25 protein-coding genes are annotated in these 23,599 nt (G+C 73.3%); 12 read left to right on the forward strand and 13 right to left on the reverse strand.

The window, feature by feature from the left end; translation table 11 throughout:
• Window positions 1-55 precede the first annotated feature (55 nt).
• A complete protein-coding gene (locus ACAX67_RS09940; protein ID WP_370703687.1) occupies window positions 56-952 on the forward strand; it encodes an alpha/beta fold hydrolase in 897 nt (298 codons plus the stop codon).
• Window positions 949-1,404 (forward strand): PaaI family thioesterase, encoded by a 456-nt coding sequence (locus ACAX67_RS09945; RefSeq protein ID WP_370703688.1) that lies wholly within the window; start codon window positions 949-951, stop codon window positions 1,402-1,404. The genes ACAX67_RS09940 and ACAX67_RS09945 overlap by 4 nt, the downstream gene beginning before the upstream one ends.
• 14 nt (window positions 1,405-1,418) lie before the next feature.
• Here ACAX67_RS09945 and ACAX67_RS09950 read toward each other — a convergent pair whose 3' ends face one another.
• Both ACAX67_RS09950 and ACAX67_RS09955 read right to left on the reverse strand, forming a co-directional pair.
• On the reverse strand, window positions 1,419-2,240 hold the full coding sequence (locus ACAX67_RS09950; RefSeq protein WP_370703689.1) for an oxygenase MpaB family protein: 822 nt from the start codon (window positions 2,238-2,240) through the stop codon (window positions 1,419-1,421).
• A 63-nt stretch (window positions 2,241-2,303) separates the two neighbouring features.
• Complete coding sequence (locus ACAX67_RS09955) at window positions 2,304-2,516, reverse strand: hypothetical protein (protein WP_370703690.1); 213 nt, start codon at window positions 2,514-2,516, stop codon at window positions 2,304-2,306.
• Window positions 2,517-2,656: 140 nt separating this feature from the next.
• Between ACAX67_RS09955 and ACAX67_RS09960 the strand changes: the two genes are divergently transcribed.
• Window positions 2,657-3,874 (forward strand): PucR family transcriptional regulator, encoded by a 1,218-nt coding sequence (locus ACAX67_RS09960; protein ID WP_370703691.1) that lies wholly within the window; start codon window positions 2,657-2,659, stop codon window positions 3,872-3,874.
• Here ACAX67_RS09960 and ACAX67_RS09965 read toward each other — a convergent pair.
• Together ACAX67_RS09965 and ACAX67_RS09970 are read right to left on the reverse strand one after the other, a co-directional pair.
• Window positions 3,847-5,235 carry a fatty acid desaturase gene (locus ACAX67_RS09965; RefSeq protein ID WP_370703692.1) on the reverse strand — a complete coding sequence of 463 codons (1,389 nt, stop codon included), beginning with the start codon at window positions 5,233-5,235 and terminating at the stop codon, window positions 3,847-3,849. The two genes, ACAX67_RS09960 and ACAX67_RS09965, sit on opposite strands and share 28 nt — an antisense overlap.
• Before the next feature lie 95 nt (window positions 5,236-5,330).
• Window positions 5,331-5,720: a DUF3054 domain-containing protein gene (locus ACAX67_RS09970; protein WP_370703693.1), complete on the reverse strand. Its 390-nt coding sequence runs from the start codon at window positions 5,718-5,720 to the stop codon at window positions 5,331-5,333.
• A gap of 59 nt (window positions 5,721-5,779) precedes the next feature.
• On the opposite strand from ACAX67_RS09970, the gene ACAX67_RS09975 reads away from it, so the two are divergent.
• The gene (locus ACAX67_RS09975; protein WP_370703694.1) at window positions 5,780-6,625 is read left to right on the forward strand and encodes a uracil-DNA glycosylase; all 846 of its coding nucleotides are present in this window, start codon (window positions 5,780-5,782) and stop codon (window positions 6,623-6,625) included.
• Here ACAX67_RS09975 and ACAX67_RS09980 read toward each other — a convergent pair.
• Together ACAX67_RS09980 and ACAX67_RS09985 are read right to left on the reverse strand one after the other, a co-directional pair.
• Window positions 6,604-7,437, reverse strand: coding sequence for an SCO6745 family protein (locus ACAX67_RS09980; protein WP_370703695.1), 834 nt, complete (start codon window positions 7,435-7,437; stop codon window positions 6,604-6,606). The two genes, ACAX67_RS09975 and ACAX67_RS09980, sit on opposite strands and share 22 nt — an antisense overlap.
• 95 nt (window positions 7,438-7,532) lie before the next feature.
• On the reverse strand, window positions 7,533-9,170 hold the full coding sequence (locus ACAX67_RS09985) for an acyl-CoA synthetase (protein ID WP_370703696.1): 1,638 nt from the start codon (window positions 9,168-9,170) through the stop codon (window positions 7,533-7,535).
• A gap of 30 nt (window positions 9,171-9,200) precedes the next feature.
• On the opposite strand from ACAX67_RS09985, the gene ACAX67_RS09990 reads away from it, so the two are divergent.
• Window positions 9,201-10,166 carry an NADPH:quinone oxidoreductase family protein gene (locus tag ACAX67_RS09990; protein WP_370703697.1) on the forward strand — a complete coding sequence of 322 codons (966 nt, stop codon included), beginning with the start codon at window positions 9,201-9,203 and terminating at the stop codon, window positions 10,164-10,166.
• A 15-nt stretch (window positions 10,167-10,181) separates the two neighbouring features.
• Here the strand turns inward: ACAX67_RS09990 and ACAX67_RS09995 are convergent, their stop codons facing one another.
• Entirely contained in the window at window positions 10,182-11,915 is a 1,734-nt protein-coding gene (locus ACAX67_RS09995) for an acyl-CoA dehydrogenase (RefSeq protein ID WP_370703698.1), read from the reverse strand.
• 170 nt (window positions 11,916-12,085) lie between these two features.
• Between ACAX67_RS09995 and ACAX67_RS10000 the strand changes: the two genes are divergently transcribed.
• Entirely contained in the window at window positions 12,086-13,141 is a 1,056-nt protein-coding gene (locus ACAX67_RS10000) for an AraC family transcriptional regulator (protein WP_370703699.1), read from the forward strand.
• A gap of 34 nt (window positions 13,142-13,175) precedes the next feature.
• Window positions 13,176-14,198, forward strand: coding sequence for an RNA methyltransferase (locus tag ACAX67_RS10005; RefSeq protein WP_370703700.1), 1,023 nt, complete (start codon window positions 13,176-13,178; stop codon window positions 14,196-14,198).
• 24 nt (window positions 14,199-14,222) lie between these two features.
• Here ACAX67_RS10005 and ACAX67_RS10010 read toward each other — a convergent pair whose 3' ends face one another.
• Window positions 14,223-14,846 (reverse strand): TetR/AcrR family transcriptional regulator, encoded by a 624-nt coding sequence (locus tag ACAX67_RS10010; protein ID WP_370703701.1) that lies wholly within the window; start codon window positions 14,844-14,846, stop codon window positions 14,223-14,225.
• Window positions 14,847-14,922: 76 nt separating this feature from the next.
• Between ACAX67_RS10010 and ACAX67_RS10015 the strand changes: the two genes are divergently transcribed.
• Together ACAX67_RS10015 and ACAX67_RS10020 are read left to right on the forward strand one after the other, a co-directional pair.
• Window positions 14,923-16,314 carry an amidase gene (locus ACAX67_RS10015; protein WP_370703702.1) on the forward strand — a complete coding sequence of 464 codons (1,392 nt, stop codon included), beginning with the start codon at window positions 14,923-14,925 and terminating at the stop codon, window positions 16,312-16,314.
• Between the two features lie 24 nt (window positions 16,315-16,338).
• On the forward strand, window positions 16,339-17,055 hold the full coding sequence (locus tag ACAX67_RS10020; RefSeq protein WP_370703703.1) for an enoyl-CoA hydratase/isomerase family protein: 717 nt from the start codon (window positions 16,339-16,341) through the stop codon (window positions 17,053-17,055).
• Here ACAX67_RS10020 and ACAX67_RS10025 read toward each other — a convergent pair.
• The 3 genes from ACAX67_RS10025 to ACAX67_RS10035 are packed head-to-tail and all read right to left on the reverse strand — an operon-like array spanning window position 16,949 to window position 19,970.
• Window positions 16,949-17,695, reverse strand: coding sequence for a CPBP family intramembrane glutamic endopeptidase (locus ACAX67_RS10025; protein ID WP_370703704.1), 747 nt, complete (start codon window positions 17,693-17,695; stop codon window positions 16,949-16,951). The two genes, ACAX67_RS10020 and ACAX67_RS10025, sit on opposite strands and share 107 nt — an antisense overlap.
• Window positions 17,692-18,588, reverse strand: a complete 897-nt coding sequence (locus ACAX67_RS10030; protein WP_370703705.1) for an NAD(P)H-binding protein — start codon at window positions 18,586-18,588, stop codon at window positions 17,692-17,694. The genes ACAX67_RS10025 and ACAX67_RS10030 overlap by 4 nt, the downstream gene beginning before the upstream one ends.
• The gene (locus ACAX67_RS10035) at window positions 18,585-19,970 is read right to left on the reverse strand and encodes a cryptochrome/photolyase family protein (RefSeq protein ID WP_370703706.1); all 1,386 of its coding nucleotides are present in this window, start codon (window positions 19,968-19,970) and stop codon (window positions 18,585-18,587) included. Before ACAX67_RS10035 ends, ACAX67_RS10030 begins: the two co-directional genes overlap by 4 nt.
• A 92-nt stretch (window positions 19,971-20,062) precedes the next feature.
• Between ACAX67_RS10035 and ACAX67_RS10040 the strand changes: the two genes are divergently transcribed.
• Entirely contained in the window at window positions 20,063-20,947 is an 885-nt protein-coding gene (locus ACAX67_RS10040; protein ID WP_370703707.1) for a MerR family transcriptional regulator, read from the forward strand.
• On the opposite strand, the gene ACAX67_RS10045 is transcribed toward ACAX67_RS10040, so the two are convergent.
• Entirely contained in the window at window positions 20,934-21,767 is an 834-nt protein-coding gene (locus ACAX67_RS10045; RefSeq protein ID WP_370703708.1) for a calcium-binding protein, read from the reverse strand. The two genes, ACAX67_RS10040 and ACAX67_RS10045, sit on opposite strands and share 14 nt — an antisense overlap.
• A gap of 272 nt (window positions 21,768-22,039) precedes the next feature.
• On the opposite strand from ACAX67_RS10045, the gene ACAX67_RS10050 reads away from it, so the two are divergent.
• Window positions 22,040-22,402: an STAS domain-containing protein gene (locus tag ACAX67_RS10050; protein WP_370703709.1), complete on the forward strand. Its 363-nt coding sequence runs from the start codon at window positions 22,040-22,042 to the stop codon at window positions 22,400-22,402.
• Between the two features lie 19 nt (window positions 22,403-22,421).
• Here the strand turns inward: ACAX67_RS10050 and ACAX67_RS10055 are convergent, their stop codons facing one another.
• On the reverse strand, window positions 22,422-22,847 hold the full coding sequence (locus ACAX67_RS10055; protein WP_370703710.1) for a MarR family winged helix-turn-helix transcriptional regulator: 426 nt from the start codon (window positions 22,845-22,847) through the stop codon (window positions 22,422-22,424).
• 64 nt (window positions 22,848-22,911) lie between these two features.
• On the opposite strand from ACAX67_RS10055, the gene ACAX67_RS10060 reads away from it, so the two are divergent.
• Window positions 22,912-23,556 carry a GDSL-type esterase/lipase family protein gene (locus ACAX67_RS10060; protein ID WP_370703711.1) on the forward strand — a complete coding sequence of 215 codons (645 nt, stop codon included), beginning with the start codon at window positions 22,912-22,914 and terminating at the stop codon, window positions 23,554-23,556.
• The last annotated feature ends 43 nt before the right edge of the window (window positions 23,557-23,599 follow it).

A 23,599-nucleotide genomic window follows, 5' to 3' on the forward strand; every position in this document is an offset into this window, starting at 1 on the left:
CCTCACCAGCCGGACCGCCTTCCCACCGTGACAGTGGTACTGGCAAGGTTCACCCATGCAGTCGCCGTCGCTCGCCGATGCCGGCCGGGTCTCGATCGCCTACGAGACCTTCGGCTCGCCCGACCACCCCACCGTCGTGCTCGTGATGGGCATCGCCACGCAGATGATCGGCTGGCCCGACGGCTTCTGCCGGGCGATCGCCGACACCGGCTTCCAGGTGGTCCGCTTCGACAACCGTGACGTCGGACTGTCCACCCACCTGCACGACGCGGAGCTGCCCGAGGTCGACCTCGGCGGAGGCGGCGACCGGCAGGCGCCGTACCTCCTCGCGGACATGGCCGACGACGTCGCGGGTCTCCTCGACGCGCTGGGTCTCGATCGCGTGCACCTGGTCGGGCTGTCGATGGGCGGCATGATCGTCCAGGAGGTCGCGCTGCGGCACCCCGGGCGACTGCTGAGCCTGACCTCGATCATGTCCACCCCGTCCGCGAACGTCGGCGAGCCCACGCCCGAGGCGATCGCCGCGCTCCTCGCACCGTCGGCACAGACGGCCGAGGAGGCGGCGGACCGGGCCGTCGACACCTACCGGGTGATCGGCTCGCCCGGCTACCCGATGGACGAGGCCTGGATCCGCGCGATGGCCGAGGAGTCCTTCCGTCGCAGCAACGACCCGAAGGGCGTGGTGCGCCAGTTCGCCGCGATCCTCGCCTCCCCCGATCGTCGGCCCGGCCTGCGCGAGCTCGCGCTCCCGACGTTGGTCCTCCACGGCGAGGCCGACCCGCTGATCCAGCCCGACGGGGGTCGCGAGACCGCTGCCGCCGTGCCCGGCGCGCGCCTGGTCACCTATCCCGGCATGGGCCACGACCTGCCCGAGCCTCTCTGGCCGGCGATCGTCGGCGAGATCACCGAGCACGCCCGCGCGGCGCAGACCCAGGAGGAAGCAGGGCGATGAGCAGCTTCGAGGCCGAGACCCGGGCCATGCACCAGCTGATCCCGATCCTCGGCCACATGGGCATCACCGTCGTCGACGCCGGCCCCGGCCACGCGACCGTCGAGCTGCCCGCCGGGCCCAACGGCAACCACTTCGGCGTGCTCTACGCCGGCTCGCTGTTCACCGCCTGCGAGGTCCTCGGCGGCATCGTGCCGCGCGCGTCCTTCGACCTCGACGGCGAGCTCGCGGGCTACGTGCCCCTGGTGAAGTCGGCCGAGATCAACTACCTGCGACCGGGGCTCGGCGACGTCCGCGCGAGCGGCACCATCGCTCCCGAGGAGATCGAGCGCGTGCGCGCGGAGGCCTTGGAGACCGGCAAGTCGAACTTCGTCATGGAGACGGAGATCAAGGACGCGCAAGGGACCGTGGTCGCGACGATGCGGGCGACCAACCAGCTCCGCAAGATGGTCTGACGCCCCGCGGTCCGTCAGGTCAGGCGCCACCCGCGCCGGATCCGGAGCCGGACCTCGGCGAGCTGGAGCCGGACGGGCAGCATGCGCACCCAGCGCGGGAGCAGGCGCGAGCCGAAGCGGCCGAGCCCGATCAACCGGTCGAAGCGCTTCTGGTCCTTCGCGGTCCACGCGATGCCGATCGCGTCACGGAACTCCGGCGGCAGGAAGCCGGCCGTCGCCAACCGGTTGATCGACGCGTTGCCCCACCGCATCCACCGCGGGATCATCCGCAGGTCGACGATCGCGAGCAGGTGCTGGCGCACCGGCTCGTCGTAGCGCACCCTGGCCAGCCCCTCGGCCCAGTACGTCGCGAAGGCCACCCGGTCGGCCGGCCACCGGTCCTGTGGGACCTGGAGCGACGTGCCGAGCCGGCTGCAGTAGGCGTAGAGCGCGTCCTCGGTCGCCTCGTCCATCGGACCGAGGAAGGCCAGCCGCATGTCACGCACCCCGACGTAGAGACAGGCGGCGACCCACAGCTGCAGGCCGGGGTCGAACGCGTTGTAGCGCACCGGGCTGTCGGGACCCGAGTGCACCGGCACGTGCGAGCGGTTGACGGCTTCGCGGTACGCCGCGCGGTCGGCCTCGTCGCCGAAGAGCGCCACGACCAGGTAGCTGATCGTGGTGCGCAGTCGCTTCCACGGGTGCAGCATCACGTTGCCGCTGTCGACCTTGCTCTCGAGCACGCCGTAGCCGACCTCGGGCCACCCGAGCTGCATGATCACGTTGGCCGCGGAGCCCAGGAAGCCCGCAGGACCGGGGATGTGGTCGCGGATGTCGAAGTCGTCGCCCTTGCGCACGCGACCCAGACTAACTGGAAACGCGCGTAGTCACCTAGTCGTCCAGGGCGGGAAGGGGCAGGATCACGCCGCCTCGGGCAGGGCGACCGGGTGGTCGGCGACGTGTCCGGCGCGGGTCTGCTCCTTGGCGGCGGCCACGCGTGCCGCGACGGAGTCGACGTCCTTGCCGCCGAACCGGTCGAGCAGCCAGCCGATCGAGACCGAGAAGACCGGGATCCACACCGGCAGCAGCATGAAGCCGTAGAGCGGGACGTAGGTGCTGAGGGCCTGGTTCATGCCGACGAGTCTGGGCGACCCGACCTCTTCGGCACTCGTGACGACGCGCCAACATCCACGGGGCCCTTTGGGCGTCCGCACAACGGCTCCACCGCGGAAGGCGCGGACCCGCTACGTTGCTGCCGAGCGAGAGGGGAACCATGTCCGAGCGGCCCGCCATCGACGCGTGGATCGCCGACTTCGTCGCCCGCGAGTCGGCTCCCGGTGCCGTCGAGGACTGGGTCGGCCGGGTCGCCGCGGCAACGCTCGCCGCCAACCCCGACATCGACGACGACCCCGCCCTGGCGCGCGCGGTCGCCGAGACCGTGCGCGCGCAGTGGCTGGCGTTCCTGGCCGATCTCGCCGATCCCGCCGGGCACCGCCTGGTGCGACCCGCCGCAGAGATCGCCGCCGAGCTCGCGCGCCGCCGCTACCCCGCGACCGCGCTCTTCCAGGTCTACCGGATCGCCCAGCAGGCGGTGTGGGATTACGCGACGACGGTGACCGCCTCGGCCGGCGGGTACGACGTCGACCCCGCCGAGGTCCTGGTGCTCTTCTGGAGCCGGGCCAGTGCCTGGCTCGACGCCAGCGTCGAGGCGTCCGTCGAGGTCTTCCAGGACGAGCAGGACCGGGTGCGGCAGGGCGCGGACGCGCAGCGGCTGGACGTAGTACGCGAGATCCTGGGTGGGGCCGGCGGCGACCCCAAGGAGCTCTCCGCCCGGCTGGGCGGGCACCCGCTCTCGGGCTTCAACACCGCACTGCTGCTGCACACCGAGGACTTCGAGGCGATCCCGGAGCTGGCCGCCGCGGCCCACGAGCTGGCGCGCGTCGCCGGGGTGCGACCACTCATCGCCCACCCGGGTGGGCGGGACCTGTGGTCCTGGCTCGGCACCCGGCAGCCGCCCGACCTGGCCTCGCTGGCGGCGGCGGCTCCGTGGCTGGCGCAACGGAAGGTCTCCGTCGCCGTCGGCACGCCGGCCGAGGGCCTCGCAGGCTTCCGGCTCTCCCACCACGAGGCCCAGGAGGCCCAGCGGGTGGCCTTCCTGGCGACCCGTCCCGCGCCGGTGACCCTCTTCGCCGACGTCGAGCTGCTGACCCTGCTGACCGCGTCACCCGAGGCCGCGCGCCGGTTCGTCGCGCGGACCCTCGGGCCGCTCGCCGATCCGGCCGAGACACCCACCCGGCTGCGCCAGACGCTCAGCGCGCTGCTCGCCAGCGGCAGCGTCGACGAGGCCGCGACCCGGCTCTCGGTGCACAAGAACACCGTGCGCTACCGGGTCAACCAGGCCGAGGAGCTGCTCGGCCGGCGCGCCTACGACGCGCCGACCGAGACGGAGCTGGCCCTGCGCTACTACGACGCCTTCCTCGCCTCGGAGTAGTCGAGCGGCACGAAGTCGACCTTCTCGCGGACCCCGCAGTCGGGGCAGCACCAGTCGTCGGGGACGTCGCTCCAGGCCGTGCCTGCGGCGAACCCTTCGAGCTCGTTGCCCGCCTCGACCTCGTAGGTGTACCCGCACCCCGGGCAGCGGGCCGCGAGCACCTCCTGGGTGAAGACCTGCGCCGTCGGGTCGACGGTGGTGCCGACCGCCCGGCGCGCCTCCTGCGGGAAGCGGCGCTCGAGCTGCGCCCGCTTGCCCGGCTGCACGTTGGCCAGGTTGAGGTCGCCGTCGTAGTGCGCGACCACGCGCTTGTCCATGATGTGCCGGAACAGCGGCGGGACGAGCGCGACGACGATCATCCCGGTGTAGCCGGTCGGAAGGACCGGAGCCTCCTTGAAGTCGCGCAGCGTCTGGTAGCGCCGGGTGGGGTTGGCGTGGTGGTCGCTGTGGCGCTGCAGGTGGTAGAGCAGCACGTTGGTGGCGATGTTGTTGGAGTTCCAGCTGTGCGCCGGGGTGACCCGCTCGTAGCGCTGCCGGCCCTCGGCGCCGACCTTCTGGCGCAGCATCCCGTAGTGCTCCATGTAGTTGACGACCTCGAGGAGCGAGAAGCCGACGACCGCCTGCAGGAGCAGGAAGGGCAGGATGCCGACACCGAGCCAGACGACCAGCACGCCCCAGAGGACCACCGACATCGCCCAGGCGTTGAGCACGTCGTTGCCGGGCCGGAACGGGTGCTGGCCCTTCCGCGCGTAGCGCTTCCTCTCCAGGCGCCACGCACTTCTGAGCGACCCCGAGACGGTGCGCGGCCAGAACCGGTAGAGGCTCTCACCGAGACGGCTCGACGCCGGGTCGAGCGGCGTCGCGACGCGCACGTGGTGGCCCCGGTTGTGCTCGATGAAGAAGTGGCCGTAGAAGCTCTGCGCGAGCGCGATCTTGGAGAACCAGCGCTCGTGGCTCTCCTTCTTGTGGCCCAGCTCGTGGGCGGTGTTGATCGCCACGCCCGCAACGGTGCCGATCGAGATCGCCATCCCGACCTTGTCCGCCACGGAGAGATCAGCGGTCGCGAGGTACCACATCGCGAGGACGAAGCCGGCGTACTGCACGGGAAGGTAGAGGTAGGTCACCCACCGGTAGTAGCGGTCGTTCTCCAGCGCCTCGATGACCTCGTCGGGCGGGTTGGTGTCGTCGTACCCGGTGACGAGGTCGAGCAGCGGGATCACGACGAAGAACGCGACGGGCGTGATCCAGAGGAACCCGCCCCAGCCCGTGCCCTGTAGCAGCGACAGGCCGACGAGCGGCAGCACCGGCACCACGAGTCCGAGGATCCAGAGGTACCGCTTCTTGTCTTTCCAGTTCTCCATGTCCAGACGTTCGCACAACGAGATCGCCCACTTCTCCCGCCGGACAGCCAAGAACGGCGCCCCGCGTTGGCCGATCGCACAATGCCGAGGCTGTGTCAGGGTGACCGTCGCGCCGCGACGAGCCGCGCCACCGCCCGCCACCCCAGCACGGTCACGGTGAGGAAGACCGCCGCCACCACGAGGAAGCCGGGAGCCAGGCCCCGACCCGAGAGCCCGCGCAGCAGCATCCCGAGCCCGTAGGCGACCACGAGGACCGTGAGGCCCTCCGGCACGATCCGCCGGGTCGACGCGCCGCGCGCGAGCAGGACCACGTGCGCCGCCAGGACGGCGAGGGCGAACGGCCACACGATGACCAGCACGACCCACGCGGAGTCACCCGGCTCGTGCGAGCTCTTGCCCCCGGCCGCGAGCGCGAGCACGCACAGCAGGTCGGCGACGAGCGGCCAGGCCCACCGGCCGACCGCCCGCGGTTGCGTCGACGTCACCCGACCAGGGTCCCAGGCGTGCCCGCGCGGCCCGCTTGCGGGGCGGGGAGGATGGGCCCGTGAGCGACGACGTGCTGCCCCACCCGGCGACCGGTCGGCCGTTCCCGTCGCCGGTGCCGCCGGGCACGGGCTGGCCGGGCGACCCCGCGACCGCCGCGACACCGGTCGCCCGGACGGCCGCCCAGGTGCGCCGCGGGGCGCGGGGCGTCGCGCTCGGCGAGCTGGACGCCCGGGTGAGCGTGTGCCGCGCCTGCCCGCGGCTGGTCCGCTGGCGCGAGGACGTGGCCGAGACCAAGCGGGCGTCGTACGCCGACGAGCCTTACTGGGGCCGGCCGATCCCGGGGTTCGGCTCGGCGACCCCGAGCATCCTGGTCGTCGGGTTGGCGCCCGCGGCCAACGGTGCGAACCGCACCGGCCGCGTCTTCACCGGCGACCGCAGCGGTGACTGGCTCTTCGCCTCGCTGCACCGCGTCGGCCTCGCCACGCAAGGCACCAGCGTCCACGCCGCCGACGGCCTGGAGCTCGTCGACACCCGCGTCGTCGCCACCGTGCGGTGCGCGCCACCGCAGAACCGGCCGACGACCACCGAGCGCGACACCTGCTCGCCGTGGATCGAGGCCGAGCTGGGCCTCCTCGCCGAGCACGTCCGCGTGGTGGTGGCGCTGGGCGGCTACGGCTGGGACGCGACGCTGCGGGCGTACGCCGGCCTCGGCTGGTCGGCGGCCCGGCCCAAGCCGCGGTTCGGCCACGGGGTCGAGGCCACGCTGGAGGGCGACGGCCGGTCGGTGACCCTGCTCGGCTGCTACCACCCCAGCCAGCAGAACACCTTCACCGGCCGGCTCACCGAGCCGATGCTCGACAGCGTGCTCGCGCGGGCGGCGGGCTACTCCGACCACGCCTCCTGACAGCGCCGGGCGAGCGGCTCGAGGAGGGTGACCAGCTCGTCGAGCTCGGCAGGGGTCAGGCCGTCGTACGGCGCCTCGGCGAGCGCGTCGGTCAGTGCCTCGATCCGGTCCTTGGTGGCCCGCCCCTCCGGCGTGAGACGACCCTCGGTGTCGACCAGGCCGCGGTCCCGCAGACCGCCCATCACCTCGGCCAGCAGCGTGGCGGGCAGGTGGTGGATCCGGCCGAAGGACTCCGGCGGATGGATCCCCATGTCGAGCGCGCTCAGCACGTGCGCCTCGAGCCCGCCGATCCGCTCGGAGACGAGCGCGACGACGTGGCCGTCGCCGCGGTGCTCGCGCAGCATGTTGGCGGCGTGCCACAGGAGCGCCCAGGGCTCGGTCGGCAGGGGCAGCGCGCGCAGGCCGGCGTACATGACCCGTCCGTGGACGGGGGCGCTCGTCGACGCCTTCGCGAGCAGCTCGGCGGCGCGCGGGAGGCCGCCGGACCCGGCGAGGTCGCCGAGGATCCGCCGGAGACCCTCGAGGCAGCCTCTCTCCCGCGCGGCGTGGGCCGCCTCGGGCGTCGTGGTCCCCCAGACCTTCGGCAGGTGCCGGGCCACCTCGCCGGGCCCGAAGTTGTAGAAGGCCGCGTCGACCACCGCGGCCGGCACCCGGCCGAACGGTGCGGAACGGCCGGCGAAGTAGCCGTCCCAGTAGTTGTCGAAGCCGAGCTCCGCCATCGCCTCGTTGGGCTCGTCGGCGAAGAAGTTGACCAGCGCGATGGGCTCGGTCAGGTCGAACATGCGGCGCGCGACCGGCTGTGCGTGGGGCATCGGTGATCTCCTGGGGTGGCCGGGCGCCGTACGTCGGCGCCTCTCACCAGTGCTACGAACGGACCGTGACCGATCCGACAGGCGCGTCGTGGAGCTCACACCTCCCTCTCGGACAGCTCGCGCTTGAGCACCTTCCCGGTGGGGTTGCGCGGGAGCTCGTCGAGGAACACCACGTCGCGCGGGGTCTTGTAGCGCGCGAGGTTGCCGGCGACGTAGGCCTTGACGTCGTCAGCGGTGAGCTCGGCTCCGTCGTGGAGCACGACGAACGCGCGCAGGCGCTGACCGAAGCGCTCGTCCGGCACGCCGATGGCGGCGGCCTCACGGACGGCCTCGTGGCCGAAGAGGAGCTCCTCGATCTCGCCCGGGAAGACGTTCTCGCCGCCGGACACGATCATGTCGTCGTCGCGGCCGTCGACGAAGAGCCGGCCCGCGGCGTCGAAGTGTCCGACGTCCCCGGTCGACATCAGGCCGTCGATGCGGTCCTTGTCGCCACCGCCGGTGTAGCCCTCGAACTGGAAGTCGTTGCCGACGAAGATCCGACCGGTCGTGCCGGTGGGCACCTCCCTGCCCCGGTCGTCGAACAGCTTGACGGTCGTGCCCAGCACCGGGCGGCCCACGCAGCCCGGCTCGGCCGCGAGGTCCTCCGGGGTGGCGATGGTGGCGTAGGCGACCTCGGTCGAGCCGTACATGTTGTGCAGGACCGGCCCGAACAGCGCCGTGGCCCTCACGGCGAGCTCGGCGCCGAGCTGCGAGCCGGCCACGAAGATCGCCTTGAGGTGGGTCAGGTCGGCCTCGGCGAAGGCGTCCTCGCCCAGCTCGGCCATCTTCTGCAGCATCACCGGCACGGCGACCATGCCGGTCGCCCGGTGGTCGGAGAGGTCCTGCAGCACCAGCGCGGGATCGAACCGCCGGCGGACGACGAGGGTCGCGCCGAGCCCCCCGTTGAGCAACGCCTGGGCGAAGCCGAGCGTGTGGAACATCGGCGCGGGCAGCACCACGGTGCCCTTGGCCTCGAACGGCACCTTCGAGAGCAGGGCGCCGATCGGCGCGAGCGACCTGCCCTCCGCCGCGCGGGGTGCGCCCTTGGGCGTGCCCGTGGTGCCGCTGGTCAGCAGCACGATCTTGGGCTCCTGACCGGCCCGCGGAGCGGGCGAGGAGTCGCCGTTCGCGACCACGCCGGCCAGGGTGTCGGCGCCGCGCTCGGTCGCGTCCTCGGTCCAGGCGCGCAGCCGGCCCAGCCGGGTCCCGACCTCGGCCAGCAGGTCGCCGTACTCGTCGTCGTGCACGAGGAAGTCGGTGCCCTCGCGGGCCGCGACGTCGCGGATCTGCGGACCGGCGAAGTCGGTGTTGAGCAGCACGATGCGCGTGCCGCAGCGTGCGGCGGCGTAGGTCGCGACCAAGAACCACCGGTGGTTGCGCGCGAGGATCGAGACGCCGTCGCCCGGGCCCAGACCCAGCGACAGCCAGTGGTTGGCGAGGGCGTTGACGGCGTCGTCGAGCTCGCCGTAGGTCATCGTGCCGAGCTCGTCGATGACCGCCGCCTGGTCGCGCCCGTGGCGGATCGAGGCCATCGCGGGGATCGCGCCGAGCATCCCGTGGCGCCACAGCGCCGCGCCCAGCTGGGCGACCTTCCAGGGAGGGTCGATGCCGATCACGCCGCGTCGGAAGGCCCAGGAGGCGTAGAGCGCCTCCTGCGAGGCGCGACGGGCGATCTGGAGGGGCAGGGTGATCACGGCGACACGCTAACGCCCTATCGTCACCGCATGCGCTCTGTCCAAGTCACCGCCCTCGACGGCCCCAGCGGCGTCACGATCCAGGACGTCCCCGACGCCGTGGCCCAGGCCGGACAGGTCCTGGTGGAGGTCAAGGCGCTCGGGATCTCGTGGCCCGACCTCCTGCAGACCAAGGGCGAGTACCAGATCAAGCCGGAGCTCCCGTTCCAGCTCGGCGTCGACTTCGCCGGCGTCGTCCGCGCGGCGCCCGGCGGCAGCGGGCTGACGGAGGGACAGCGGGTCGCCTGCTGCCTGCCGTACGGCGGCGGAGCCGACCTGGTCTCGATCCACCCCGAGTCGGTGTTCCCGCTGCCCGATCGCTACAGCTTCGAGCAGGGTGCGGCGATCCCCATGAACTACCTGACCGCGGAGTTCGCGCTCGCCACCCGCGGCGCGCTGACCGAGGGCGGCACCCTGCTGGTCACCGGCGCGGCCGGCGGCGTCGGCACCGCGTCCATCCAGGTCGGCAAGGGGCTCGGCGCCCGGGTCATCGCGGTCGTCTCCAACGACGAGAAGGCGGAATTCGCCTTGCGGGCCGGCGCCGACGAGGCGGTCGTCGGGCCCGACTTCCTGCCCGCGGTCAAGGAGCTGACCGGCCGTGAGGGCGTCGACGTGGTGCTCGACGTCGTCGGCGAGCCGCTGATGACCGACGCACTGCGCTGCCTCGGACCGCAGGGCCGCCTGCTCGTGGTCGGGTTCACCGGCGGCGCGATCCCCGCGGTGAAGGTCAACCGGCTGCTGCTCAACAACATCGACGTCCGCGGCGTGGGCTGGGGTGCCTTCGCGATGGTCCGGCCCGGCTACATGTCCGCCCAGTGGGAGCGCCTGCTGCCGATGATGGAGTCGGGCGTGATCGACCCGCCGATCGGCACGGTCTACGCCCTCGACCAGGTCGGCGACGCGCTGGTCGAGATGGACGAGCGCCGCACCCTCGGCAAGTCGGTGGTCCGTCTCTGACCTGACGCGCGGGCGTCAGAGCCAGTCGGCGGGCGTGTCCAGGGTGGTCCGGTCGAGCGTCGCCAGCAGGTCGAGCTGCGGACCGGTGCGGGGCAGCTCGTAGCGGTAGAAGTACGCCGCGGCGGCGCGCTTGCCGTCGTAGAAGTCACCCTCGCGGCCGTCGGCGGCGAGCAGCTGCTCCAGCCACATCCAGGCGATGACCGTGTGCCCGACCGCCTCGAGGTAGAGCGAGGCGTTGGCCAGGCCGAGCACCGGGTCGCCGGGCGCCCAGATCGCCTGCGTCACCTCGACGACCCGGCCGATCGCGGCGCGCAGGGCCGGGGCGTGCTCGTGGTCACCGGCACGGGCGAGCGTGTCCTCGACCGCTGCGACCAGCGCGCCGAGCCCGGCGCCGCCCTGCATCACCACCTTGCGACCGAGCAGGTCCTGCGCCTGGATGCCGTGCGTGCCCTCGTGGATCGGGTTGAGCCGGTTGTCGCGGTAGTGCTGCTCGACGTCGTAGTCGCGGGTGTAGCCGTAGCCGCCGTGCACCTGGATCGCCAGGTCGTTGGCCGCCAGGCACCACTGCGAGGGCCAGCTCTTCGCGACGGGCGTCAGCACGTCGAGCAACAGGTGGGCCGCCTCGCGCGCCTCCTGCGTCGCGGCCGTCCTCTCCTCGTCGACCAGGCGGCTGCAGTAGAGCACCAGCGCGAGCGCGCCCTCGACGTACGACTTCTGCGCGAGCAGCATCCGCTTGACGTCGGCGTGCTCGACGATCGGCACCGCCGCGCCCGACGAGCCCGCGGGCCGGCCCTGGACCCGCTCCTTCGCGTACCGCAGCGACTTGAGGTAGCCGGTGTAGCCCAGCGCCGTGGCGCCGAGCCCGACCCCGATCCGGGCCTCGTTCATCATGTGGAACATCAGCGCCAGGCCGCGGCCCTCCTCCCCCACCAGGTCGCCCACCGCGCCGCCGCGCTCCCCGAAGTTGAGGAGGGTGTTGGTGGTGCCGCGATAGCCCATCTTGTGGTTGAGCCCGGCCAGGGTGACGTCGTTGCGGGTGCCGCCGGGCAGCACCTTCGGGACGATGAACAGGCTGAGCCCCTTCACGCCGTCGGGCGCACCCGCGACCCGCGCCAGCACCAGGTGCACGATGTTGTCGGAGAGGTCGTGCTCCCCGGCCGAGATCCACATCTTGTTGCCGAACAGGCGGTAGCTGCCGTCGGGCTGCGGCTCGGCGCGGGTGGTGACGTCGGCGAGCGAGGATCCCGCGCCCGGCTCGGAGAGGCACATCGTGCCGAGGTAGCGGCCCTCCAGCATCGGCCGCACCCAGGTGTCGACCTGCTCGGGGGTGCCGTGCGTGAGCAGCAGGTTGGCGTTGGCCATCGTCAGGAACGGATAGCCCGACGTGCCGACGTTGGCGGCCTGGAACCACGTCATCAGCGCGCTCGCGACCACGTGGGGCAGCTGACCGCCGCCGACCTCCTCGTCCATCGACGCGGCGATGAGGCCCGAGGCGAAGTAGGCGTCCAACGCCTTGGCCACCTCCGGCACCAGGTGCACGCGCTCGCCGTCGAAGGTCGGCTCGTGGGAGTCGACCAGCTTGTTGTGCGGCGCGAAGTGCTCGGTGGCGATGCCGGCCGCGAGGTCGAGCGCCGCGTCGAAGGTGTCGCGCGAGTGCTCGGCGTAGCGCTCGCGTTCGGTCAGCCGCTCGACGGCGAGCCACTCGTAGAGGAGGAACTCCAGGTCACGCCGCGACATCAGGACCGACATGGGCCCAACCTAGTCAGCCGTGCGCGCGAGGGGCTTGTCGACGGCCCAGCACGGTGACCACGAGGTCACGCACGGAGGCGAGGTAGAGACGGGGCACGTCGCGAAACTAGAACCGGTCCCACCTGCCCCCACAGGTGACCACCGGCCACAGAGTTACTAGATTCGGACACATGATCACTCCGGAGGCACCCACCTGGCCGGCCCCGGACTCCCGACGACCCGCCATGGGCACCCTGCTCCTGGTGCGGCTGGCCGTCGAGCGGGGACTGTCCCCCGATGCAGCGCTGGCCGGGTCGGGCCTCGTCGTGGACGACCTGGAGTCGCCCGACCGGGAGTCGACCGCGGCCGCCGAGATGCAGGTCATCCGCAACCTCGCCGCCTGGGCCGGACCGGCGTCCACCTGGGGCCTGGACGCCGGCCTGCGCTACCACCTGACGACCTTCGGCATCTGGGGCTTCGCCCTCGTGAGCGCCTCCACCGTGCAGGAGGCCGTCGACATCGGGATGCGCTTCATCGACCTCACGTCGGCGCTCACCGCGCCTCGTCCCGACGTCGACGACGCGGGGCACCTCCGCATGGTCTTCCACGAGCCCGACGAGCCGGCCGACGTCGCGCGGTTCGTGGTCCAGCGCGACCTCGCCGCCGTGCAGGTCATCCTCGAGGAGGTCCTCGGCCGAGGTGCCCGCTTCCGCGAGGTCACCTTCCAGCACGAGCCCGTCCCCGGCACCGAGGAGCGCTACCGCGAGGTCTTCGGCACGGAGCCCACCTTCGGGGCCGAGCGCAACGCGGTGGTCTTCGACCCCACCACCCTCGAGGCCCGGCTCCCCCAGGCCGACGAGCACACCTCCGCGCTGGCCCAGGACCAGTGCCGGCTCCTGCTGGACCGTCGTCGGCGGCGCGCGGGCCTGTCGGGCCAGGTCCGCGACATCATCGTCGCGGGGCTGCGGCACCCGCCGTCGGCGCCGGAGGTGGCCGCCGCCCTCAACCTCGGCGAGCGCACCCTGCGCCGCCGGCTCGCCGCGGAGGAGACCTCGGTGCGGATCCTGACCGACGAGGTCCGTGCGGGCCTGGCCGCAGAGCTGCTCGTCTCCGGCAGCCTCACCGTCGCCGAGATCTCCCACCGCCTGGGCTACGTCGAGGTCTCGAGCTTCTCGCAGGCGTTCCGGAGGTGGCACGGGATGAGCGCCCGGTCCTACCTGGCGGCGCACCCGCGCTCGGACGGCTGACCTGCCGCGCCACCGCGCCCCCTACGCTCCTGCTGTGCCAGCGCAACCCTCGAAGCTCGCCCAGCAGCTGCTCGACGCCCAGGTCGCCCACCACCTCGCCGAGCTGCGCGGCGACCGGCTGACGGCCACCGCGACGTCGCTCGCCGACGACCTGCTCGACGCCGCCGGACAGCACCAGGTCGCCGACCTCGTCGACGCCGACCTCGTCAAGGACGTGGTCGCCCGTGCGCTCTCCACGGTGCCGCGCAGCCCCGCGGTCAGCGGCGTCATCGAGCTGGTGCTCGACGTCGTGCGGGCCGGGCCGGCCGAGCCCGCGCCGCTCAGCGACCTCGTCGAGCGCGAGCGGGTGGCGGACCTGGTCGACGCGCTGCTCGCACTCAGCCCGGTGCTCGACCGCGCACTGTCCCAGCTCGCCGACAGCCCGCTCATCGGCACCGTCGCGACCCGGTTCATGGGCCGGATCGTCGGCGAGGTGCTGCAGGCCAACAAGGCCGTGACCGACAAGGTGCCCGGGCTCGGCACCCTGATGTCCTTCGGCACCAGCACCGCGGCGAAGGTGGTCGGCGCCGCCGACCGGCAGTTCGAGGGACTGCTGGGCGACACCGTCGGCAAGAGCGGTGCCTTCGCCGTACGACGCCTCAGCCGGATCATCGTCGAGACCATGCAGGACCCGACCACCCGCGATGCGATCCTGCAGGCCTGGGACGTCGTCGCGGCCGAGAAGGTCACCGGTCTCGACCGGCACGCGTCGCGCGAGGAGATCGGCGACGTCGTCGACGCCGTCCACGAGCTGGTCGCCTCCGCCCTCGAGAGCGAGCAGGCCCGCCAGCTGTCCGGTGTGCTCGTCGACGCCTTCCTCGACCACTTCGGCGGCTACACGGCGACCGAGCTCCTCGAGCAGCTCGAGCTCGACCGCGTCGACCTGCGCGACGACATCGTGCGGGCGGCGCCCACGCTGGTCGGCCTGCTCGACGAGAGCGGGGCCCTCGAGAGGATCATCCGGTCCCGGCTCGAGCCGTTCTACGCCTCGTCCGAGGTCGCAGCCATCCTGGGCTGACCCCCGGGCTGCTCCCTGGGCTGGTCAGCCGCGGGCCAGCTCCAGCGCGAGCTCCTCGTGGCCGTTGTCGAGCAGGTGCCCCAGCAGCAACGCGCGCAGGGCCCGGTAGGTCCCCTCCTCGTCGATGCATCCCGGCTCGGCCAGCCGGTGCAGCGCCAGCCCGTGGGCGAGGGCGGTCATCGCCGGCGCGAGGCGCTCGGGCTCGGGGGTGTCGAGCACGGCGAGACCGGCGGTCGCGACGGACCGGGCGGCGGCCAGGGCGTCGGCCACCGCCTCCCGGAGCTCGGGGTGGCGAGCCGCGTGGAGCAGCGCCTCGAAGAGCGCGAGGGTCTCGGGCAGCCGCGGAGCGGCCGCCAGCGCGAACGCGCGGCCGGCCTCGTCCGCGGTCATCTCCGCGACCGCCAGGTCGTCGGCGAGCGCGGCCTGGGTCTGCTGCTCCTCGGCCATGAACGTGCGCAGCGCCTCTCCCGCGAGCTCGTCGATGGAGGAGAAGAAGTAGCTGACCGTCGCGAGCGGCAGACCGGCGCGCTCGGTCACCGCGCGGTGCGTCACCCCCGCCACGCCGAGCTCGGCGGTCACCTCGACGGTGGCCCGCAGCAGCGCCTCACGACGGGCCCGGGCGCTGGGACCGTGACGCCGAGCACTCATGGGACCTCATCGTAGACAGGGTCTGGAAGATCTTCTACAGTCTCTGGAAGTTCTTCCAGACTTCCCAGGAGCACGCATGTCCCGAGTCCACGCCTTCGCCGACGACGCCCTCGCCGACCACGACGCCGTCGAGCTCGCGCGCCAGGTCGCGGCTCGCGAGGTCAGTGCCGACGAGCTCGCCCGCGCCGCCGCCGAGCGGGTGCGTCGCGTCGCGGAGCTCAACGCCGTCGTCGCCAGCTACGACGAGCCGCGGCACGCCGCCGGCCCGGGTGGCGCGCTCACCGGGGTGCCGACCTTCGTCAAGGACAACGTGCTGCTCGCCGGGCTGCCCACCCAGAACGGCAGCACCGCCTACACCGGGGCGCCCGCGAAGCGGGACGGCCGCTTCACCGCCCAGCTGCTGTCGACCGGCGTGACCGTGCTCGGCAAGACCCGGCTGCCCGAGTTCGGCTTCAACGCCACGACCGAGTACATGAGCGACGACCCGGTCCGCAACCCGTGGCACACCGAGCACTCGGTGGGCGCCTCCTCCGGAGGCTCCGCAGCGCTCGTCGCGGCCGGGGCCGTGCCGATCGCGCACGCCAACGACGGCGGTGGGTCGATCCGGATCCCGGCCGCCTGCGCCGGTCTGGTCGGGCTCAAGCCGACCGTCGGGCGGTTCGTCGACAGCGAGGACACCCGCACGCTCCCGATCAACATCATCGGCGAGGGCGTGGTCACCCGCACGGTGCGCGACACCGCGGCCTTCTTCGCCGCCGCCGAGCGTCACCGGCGCACCCCGACCCTGCCGGCGGTGGGCCACGTGCTCGGTCCTGCGCAGCGACAGCTGCGGGTCGGCGTACTCCTGGAGAGCCCGACGGGAGCCCCGATCGACGAGGCGACCCGGGCAGCCGTGGAACGCACCGCGTCGCTCCTGGAGAAGGCCGGGCACGCCGTGACGCCCGCGACGGCGCCGGTGGGCGAACAGTTCGCTGCGGACTTCCTGCAGTACTGGGCGATGCTCGCCGACCTGGTCACCACCACAGGCAGGCTGCACCTCGACCGGTCCTGGGACACCGCGAGGGCCGACGGCCTCACCCTCGGCCTGAAGGCGCTGCACCGCCGCTCCCCGCACCGCACGCCGGCCGCGCTCGTGCGCCTGCGCCGGGTGCGACAGACCTACGCCCGCTGGCTGACCGAGCACGACGTCGTGCTGTCGCCGGTGCTGGCCCACACCCCACCGCGGCTCGGCCACCTGTCCCCGGCGCAGCCCTTCGACCAGCTGCTCGAGCGGCTGCGGGCCTACGTGTCCTTCACTCCCCTCCACAACGTCGCGGGCGCACCCGCTCTGTCGGTGCCGGCGGGGTTGTCGCCGGACGGCCTCCCCGTCGGGGTGCACCTGTCGGGCGCGCACGGCGACGAGCGCACCCTGCTCGAGCTCGGCTACCTGCTGGAGTCCGAGCAGCCGTTCCCGCGCATCCAGGACTGACGCCTGCCGCTACGATCGCGGTCCGTGACTGCCCTCCTGCGCGAACGCCTCCCCGACGGCATCGAGGTGCTGCGGATCAACCGCCCCGACAAGCGCAACGCGCTCGACACCGCCACGTTGCGGCTGGTCAACGCGGCTCTCGACGAGCTGGCCCAGGACCCGGACCTCCGCGTGGTCGTCGTCTCGACGACCTCGACCACGGCGCTGTGCGCGGGCGCCGACGTCGGCGAGAGCCTCGACGCTGCGGGCGGCGTGCGGCGGATGGAGGAGTTCGCGCGGATGTACCGCCTCATCGACGAGGTGCCGGTGCCGACGATCGCGGTCTGCGTCGGCAACTGCGTGGGCGCCGGCGCGGAGATCGTCGCCGGCTGCGACCTGCGCGTCGGCGGCGACAACCTCAAGCTGGCCTGGGCCGGCGCGCGGCTCGGCGTGCCGGTCGGCCCCGCGCGCCTGACGGGGCTGGTCGGCCTCTCCCGCGCGAAGGACCTCGTCTACACCGGGCGTCCGGTCGGCATGGCCGAGGCCGACGCGCTCGGGCTCCTCCACCGCACGGCGGCCGCCGAGGAGGCCGAGACTGCCGCCCTCGAGCTGGCCGCCGACGTCGCACGACAGTCGGCGCCCGGCGTGCGGCGGATCAAGCAGATGTTCCGCGAGCTCGAGGGCTCCGCCGACCGGATCGCCTACGAGAACGAGCACCTGCTCGACTTCCAGCGGCACGGGACCGGCCTGCCCCAGGGGTGACGGCCGGCGTCGGCTCGGCGAAGAGCGGCGTCACGAACCGCACCATCAGCGCCGACCAGGTCGCGTGCGTGATCGCCGGCGCGACCACCCCGCCCGAGGCCCGGCGCTCCAGGCCGAACAGCCCGCCCATCGCGACCGACGCCAGCGTCAGCGCCGGGTTGCCGGTGGCCGCCGTCGAGGTGGCGTGGGAGATCGTCGAGGAGAGGACCGGGTGGCGGCCCCCGAGGGTGTCGTACCAGGCGCCGCGGAAGAAGAGCTCCTCCCCCACTCCCGTCGCGAGCGTGGTGACGAGCACCAGCCGGGTGTCACCCTCGACGGCGTGGGCCAGCACCCGTCGGATCGCGGACTCCAGCGGCGGGATGCGGCGCGCGACCAGGGCCGCGGCGTAGAAGGCCACGAACGAGCCGCCGGCGATCGCCAGCGGCGTGCCGACCGGGTGGCGGAGCCCGCCGCCCTCGCGACGCCCGGGTGCGGTCAGCCCCGCGCCGGCCACCCAGATGCCCGCGACGCCCGCCGTGCCGGCGTAGAAGTCGCGCGAGCCGGGCGGGGAGGCCAGCGAGGAGCGCAGCAGGCCGGTGCCGGCGCACCAGCTCGCGACCGCGGCGCCGCGGCGCAGCCCGCGCCGTCGATCGGGGGTCACAGCACCTCCAGCCGCTCCTCGAGCGCGGCCTTGACGGCGTCGTCGTAGCCCATGGGCTCGAACGGCACGACCTCGCGGACGGCGGGGTCGCGCACGACCACCTCGTTGACCATCGAGTCGATCAGGTTGCGCCCGGTGCGCACGTCGACATCGGTCACGAGCGAGAGCCACAACGAGGAGAGACCCGGTGTGAGCAGCGGGACCGGCACGATCGGGAGCGGCCGGTGGGAGATGGCCGCCACCCTCTTGAGCATCTGGGCGTAGGCGAGCACGTCGCGACCGCCGATCTCGAAGACCCGGTCGAGGGCGTCGGGGTGGCCGAGGACACCGACGAGGTAGCGCACCACGTCGTCGATCGCGATCGGCTGGGTGCGGGTGCGCACCCAGCGCGGCGTGACCATCGCGGGCAGGTGCTCGACGAGCTGGCGGGTGATCTCCCAGGAGATGCCGCCGTGCCCGACGATGATCCCCGCCCGCAGCACCGTGACCGGCACGCCGCCGCTGCCGAGCAGCCCCTCCACCTCGCGCCGGCTGCGCAGGTGCGGCGAGAGCTCGTCGGTGTCGTCGCCGAGGCCGCCGAGGTAGACGACCTGGCCGACACCCGCGGCTCCGGCGGCCGCGCCGAAGGTGGCCGCGGCGGCGGCGTCGCGGGACTCGAAGTCGTCGGAGCCGAGGGAGTGGACGAGGTAGTAGGCCGCGGACGTGCCCGCGAGGGCCTCCTCCACGGAGGCGGCGTCGGAGACGTCGCCGCCCACGGCGGTGCCCGGGCCGTCGTACTCCTCCGGCCGCCGGGTCATCACGCGCACGGTGCGACCCGACTCCACCAACGCCGGCACCAGCCGGCGGCCGACGAACCCGGTGCCGCCGGCGACGAGCACCTCCTCCCCGCTCATCGGCCCCGCACCTCCTGGTAGCGGTCGAGCGCCTCGCGCCGCTCCTCGTCGTGGTCGACGACCGGCTCCGGGTAGCCCTCCGCGTAGCCGTCGTCGTGTCGCCACGGCTCGTGCGCGGCCTTGCCGGAGAGGTGGCGCAGCTCGGGCACCCAGCGGCGCACGTAGTCGCCGTCGGGGTCGAACCGCTTGCCCTGGGTGATCGGGTTGAAGACGCGGAAGTACGGCGACGCGTCGGTGCCGGTGCCGGCGACCCACTGCCACCCGTGGTTGTTGGAGGCCAGGTCGCCGTCGACCAGGTGGTCGAGGAAGTGGCGGGCGCCGACCGGCCACCACACGTGCAGGTCCTTGACGAGGAAGCTCGCGGTCACCATCCGCACCCGGTTGTGCATCCAGCCGGTCTCGAGCAGCTGACGCATGCCGGCGTCCACGACCGGGAAGCCGGTGCGGCCCTCGCGCCAGGCGTCGACCAGCTCCTCGACGGACCGGCCCGAGTCGTAGCGCATGTCCGACAGCTCTCCGCGCAGATCGCCCCACGCGGACTGCGGGGAGTGCCACAGGACGTCGGCGTAGAACTCGCGCCAGGCGATCTCGTCCATGAAGGAGCGTGCCCCGTCGGACTGCCCGCGGCGACCTCGGCGCAGGTCGGCCAGCAGCGTGCGCGGGTGGATCTCCCCGTGCTTGAGGTGGACCGAGAGCCGGCTGGTGCCGTCGAGGTCGGGCCGGTCGCGCGCCTCGGCGTAGTCGTGCAGGCCGTCGTCCAGGAACTCCTGCCACCGCTCCAGTGCCGCGACCTCGCCGACCGGACCGAACGAGCGGCCCCGCTCCACCAGCCTCTCGTCGAGGTCCACGCCGTCGACGGTACGCCGCCACCGCAGCCCGTCCGGCCTCGCAGCGGGCGGCTCGACCGGGTGGTCGCGCCAGGCCCGCGCGAAGGGGGTGAACACGCGGTAGGGGGTGCCGCCGCCGGTGCGCAGGGTGCCCGGTCGGACGGCGTACGGCGTCCCGCCTGCGACCAGCGGGACGCCGTACTGGTCGAGGCTCCGGGCGACGTCACCGTCGCGCGCGCGGGCGTACGGCGTGAACTCCCCAGACACGTGCACGCTCTGCGCCCCGACCTCCGCGGCCACCTCGGCCACGACCTTGCGCGGGTCACCCTCGCGGACGACCAGTGCCCCGTCGCTCGACGCGCGCCATGCGTCGAGCGACGCCTCCAGCCGTGCGCGTCGGGCCCCGCCAACCCGGGCCAGGCGGGGATCGCGCACGAAGAGCGGCAGGACCGGGCCCTCCCCCGCCGCCGCGACCAGGGCGGGGTGGTCGGCCAGCCGGAGGTCACGTCGCAACCACAGGACCGCCGTCATCGCCCGCACCGTCGCGACGACCACGGGAGCATCGGCCGAGCGTCTTCCGGGGACAGGAACACCTTCAGAGAGTAGAGTGTTTGTCGAAGGTCTGTCAAAGGTTCGTAGAAGGTGTGATGTACCCGATCAAGCGCGCCGCCGAGCTCGTCGGCACGAGCGTCTCCACCCTCCGCGCGTGGGACGGCCGCTACGGCGTCGGCGCGTCCCGGCGCAGCGAGCACGGCTACCGCCTGTACGACGACGACGACGTCCGCCGGCTGCGCGCGATGCGCGACCTGGTCGACCGCGGGTGGTCGGTACGCGCGGCCGCGGAGGAGGTCCGGATGCGGGCCGCCCGTCCGCAGCCGGTCACCCCCGGGGAGGCGCTCTCACCCGAGGGGGCGACCGACCGGTTCGTGGCCGCCGCCGCCGACTACGACGCCGCCGCGATCGGCGCGCTGCTCGACGAGCAGTTCGGCAACGCCACCTTCGAGCGGGTCGTGGACGGCTGGCTGCTCCCCGCGCTGAGGGAGCTGGGGGCCGCCTGGGAGTCCGGCAGGGTCAGCGTCGCCGCCGAGCACCTCGCCGCCAACGCGGTGGTGCGTCGGCTCGCCATGACCTTCGAGGCTGCGGCCTCCCTGGAGTCCGGCCCGCGCGTGGTCCTCGGGCTCCCCTGCGGCTCGCGCCACGACATCGGGCTCCTCGCCTTCGCGACCGCTGCCCGCCGCGCGGGGTTGGTCACCACCTTCCTCGGCGCCGACGTGCCGGTCGCGGACTGGAGCGCCGCGGTCGGCGCGCAGCGTCCCGACTGCGTGGTGCTCGCGGTGCCGACCGCCGAGGACGCCGAGGCCACCGCCGCCGTGGTGGCCGCGGTCGGCGAGGCCCGTCCGGGCGTCCTCGTCGCCGTCGGCGGGTCCGCCCAGGACCAGGCGCCGGACGGCTGCCTGCGGCTCGGGCACCGGATCGGCCCCGCGGCCGTCCTGCTCGCCCACGCGCTGGAGCGCCGCGTCACCCGGGGATGAGCGACTCGCACGAGCGCAGCCGGTCCGCGCCGTCGGTGGTGACGGTGTCACGGCCGCCCTCGCAGAGCACGCGGTCCGCGCCCGGCCCGCCGTCCAGGCGGTCGTCGCCCGCGCCACCGCCGACACGGTCGTCGCCGCCCTCGCCGTAGAAGGTGTCCTTGCCGTCGGTGCCGACCAGCTGGTCGGCGCCGTCGCCGCCCCACACCAGGTCGGCGTCCGGACCGGTCCGCACCCAGTCGTCGCCGCCCCCGCCCCACACCTGGTCGCGGCCGGTGAACCCGTTGAAGAAGTCCGGCCCCGCGCCGAGGAGCGCGACGTCGTCGCCGGCGTCGGCGAGCACCGTCATCGCCACGCTCTCCGGCAGCGTCGAGCCGTCCACGTAGTCGTCACCGAGCCGCGGCCACACCTCGACCAGGAGCGGCTGGTCGACCCCCACCCACGCCGGCACCCGGCACACCGCCGCGACCCCGGCGTCGGCCTCCAGGCGCCGGCAGGCGCGCGGCAGCCTCTTGAAGCGCTCGGTGCCCGTGTCGGCGTACTCGAGGCCGTCGGCGGTCAACGTGATCGTGAGGTGACTGTCCTGCTGGCCCGCGCGGTAGACGTAGCCGTGCCGGGTGCGGGTGATCATCGCCTGGTCGGGCAGCGGGACGAGCGAGTACTGCCCCATCAGCGCGGTCGCGTAGTGGTACGGCGGCCCCGCGGTCCCCGGCCCGTCCGGCGGTACGTCGTCGGCGACCGCCGGCCCGCCGTTCGCACCGGCGACGGCGACCGGGACGGCGACCAGGGCGGCGGCCAGGGCAAGGGCGGTACGGGGTGTCACCCCTCCAGGCTGGGCCGGGTACACCGCCCGGCCGGCCTCTTCCGCGAGGGTCTGACCGACCTCCTCGCGGGGGTGGTCAGGTCGCGCCAGGCCGGACCGGCCGGTCGGGCCCGAGGGTCCTGGGACCCCCGGCAGCCCCCGGGCGCCCCCGAACGGCGTGGTGTTGGTGGACGCTTGACACCAGGCGTACTGTCGAAGTGGTTGGGAAAACAGCCGAGCGATCCTCCCATCGCACCACTCGGGAATTCTTTCAGTGAGGAGCTCTGGCTCCCATGTCCGTCACCACCTCGGCAACCAACCCCGACCCGGCGTCATCGGCGATCCTCGACGTCCGCATCCAGTTCGCGCCCAACCTTCCGCTCGTCCGTCTCGTCGGCGAGCTCGACCTCGACTCGCACCACCTGCTGACCGATGCCCTCGACGCGATCGAGGCCGCACACTGCCCCGGTGACCTCGTGGTCGTCGACCTCGAGGGAGTCACCTTCTGCGACGTCGCCGGCCTCCGCGCGCTGGAGCACTGCGGGCACGCCCTCCAGCTGGCGGGCAAGCAGCTGATGCTCTACCACCCGCCACGGGCGGTCACCCGGCTGATGACGATGACCGGGGTCGCGCAGGGCTTCGCGACGCGTAGCTGAGGGCCTGCCCCGCGACCGGCTAGGCCTGCTCGGTGAGCTTGGTCAGCAGGTTGGCCAGCTGGGTGCGCTGGCCGGTCGTGAGGGGTGCCAGGAACCGGTCCTGCACCGCGCCGGCGATCTTCTCGAGCCGCTCGAGCTCCGCCTCGCCCTCGGCGGTCGCGGAGACGATGTTGCGGCGCCCGTCCTGGGGGTCCCGGGCGCGCGAGACGAAGCCACGGGCCACCAGCTCGCCGACGGCGGCCACGACGTCGGAGGGGTCGATGCTCGTACGGCGGCTCAGCTCGGCCTGCGAGGCGTCGCCCTCGTCGGTCAGCGAGGCCAGCAGGCGGGCCTGGTACCCGGTCGTCCCGGCCTCCGCGTAGGCCTCGATGCGGATGGCCTGCGCGCGGGCGTAGGCCCGCGCCAGCAGGCGCGTGGGCAGCTGCTCGATGCGGTTCCCGCTCATGGCACCATCATCTTCCAGTAAGGGCCAGGCGTCCGCTGCAGGACGCCACGACAGGGGCGAGGACATGAACTCCGACAAGGTCTACAGCATCCTGATCCCGATGCTCCGCCCCATGGTCAAGGGTCGGATGGGGGCGGCTCGCCGCCGCCACTTCGAGGTCGTCGGCGTGCCGCCGCGACGGGTCCTCTTCATCGGCGACAGCCTCACCGAGGGCGGGCTGTGGTCCGACCTGCTGCCGGAGCTGCCCACCACCAACCGAGGCATCGGCGGCGAGGGGACCTACGACCTCCTCGAACGGGTCGAGAGCGCGATCAACGATCCGTTGGCGGTCTCGCTGCTGATCGGCACCAACGACCTGCACGGCCCACGGGAGCTGCGCGGTGTCGAGCAGGTCGCCGAGCGCACCGAGGAGATCATCCGACGGATCCGCGCGCTGGCGCCGGACGCGCTGCTCCTGGTCAACAGCCTGCTCCCCCGCACCGAGCTCTTCCGCGACCGGCTCCGGGAGATCAACGCGCTGAACGAGGAGGCCGCCGCGCGGCACGGGGCGACGTACGTGGACCTCTGGCCCACCTTCGCCGACGACGCCGGCGTGATCCGGAACGACTACACCCGCGACGGGCTGCACATCACCCCCGCGGGCTACCTCGCCTGGGCCGCCGTGCTCCGCCCCTACCTGGCGCCGTTCGCCGTCGGCGAGCCCGCCTGACGCGGCGCGCCGCCGGGTCGCCGGCGGCGTCCTGGGTGGTGCT

The sequence above is a fragment of the Nocardioides candidus genome (genome assembly GCF_041321175.1).
Lineage (GTDB): Bacteria > Actinomycetota > Actinomycetes > Propionibacteriales > Nocardioidaceae > Nocardioides.

Bases quoted from the DNA above. Each gene is read 5' to 3' on its own strand.
- ACAX67_RS09940 (WP_370703687.1), top strand. From the start codon at position 56: ATGCAGTCGCCGTCGCTCGCCGATGCCGGCCGGGTCTCGATCGCCTAC.
- ACAX67_RS09945 (WP_370703688.1), top strand. From the start codon at position 949: ATGAGCAGCTTCGAGGCCGAGACCCGGGCCATGCACCAGCTGATCCCG.
- ACAX67_RS09955 (WP_370703690.1), bottom strand. From the start codon at position 2,516: ATGAACCAGGCCCTCAGCACCTACGTCCCGCTCTACGGCTTCATGCTG.
- ACAX67_RS09960 (WP_370703691.1), top strand. From the start codon at position 2,657: ATGTCCGAGCGGCCCGCCATCGACGCGTGGATCGCCGACTTCGTCGCC.
- ACAX67_RS09965 (WP_370703692.1), bottom strand. From the start codon at position 5,235: ATGGAGAACTGGAAAGACAAGAAGCGGTACCTCTGGATCCTCGGACTC.
- ACAX67_RS09980 (WP_370703695.1), bottom strand. From the start codon at position 7,437: ATGCCCCACGCACAGCCGGTCGCGCGCCGCATGTTCGACCTGACCGAG.
- ACAX67_RS09990 (WP_370703697.1), top strand. From the start codon at position 9,201: ATGCGCTCTGTCCAAGTCACCGCCCTCGACGGCCCCAGCGGCGTCACG.
- ACAX67_RS09995 (WP_370703698.1), bottom strand. From the start codon at position 11,915: ATGTCGGTCCTGATGTCGCGGCGTGACCTGGAGTTCCTCCTCTACGAG.
- ACAX67_RS10000 (WP_370703699.1), top strand. From the start codon at position 12,086: ATGATCACTCCGGAGGCACCCACCTGGCCGGCCCCGGACTCCCGACGA.
- ACAX67_RS10010 (WP_370703701.1), bottom strand. From the start codon at position 14,846: ATGAGTGCTCGGCGTCACGGTCCCAGCGCCCGGGCCCGTCGTGAGGCG.
- ACAX67_RS10015 (WP_370703702.1), top strand. From the start codon at position 14,923: ATGTCCCGAGTCCACGCCTTCGCCGACGACGCCCTCGCCGACCACGAC.
- ACAX67_RS10030 (WP_370703705.1), bottom strand. From the start codon at position 18,588: ATGAGCGGGGAGGAGGTGCTCGTCGCCGGCGGCACCGGGTTCGTCGGC.
- ACAX67_RS10040 (WP_370703707.1), top strand. From the start codon at position 20,063: ATGTACCCGATCAAGCGCGCCGCCGAGCTCGTCGGCACGAGCGTCTCC.
- ACAX67_RS10050 (WP_370703709.1), top strand. From the start codon at position 22,040: ATGTCCGTCACCACCTCGGCAACCAACCCCGACCCGGCGTCATCGGCG.
- ACAX67_RS10055 (WP_370703710.1), bottom strand. From the start codon at position 22,847: ATGAGCGGGAACCGCATCGAGCAGCTGCCCACGCGCCTGCTGGCGCGG.
- ACAX67_RS10060 (WP_370703711.1), top strand. From the start codon at position 22,912: ATGAACTCCGACAAGGTCTACAGCATCCTGATCCCGATGCTCCGCCCC.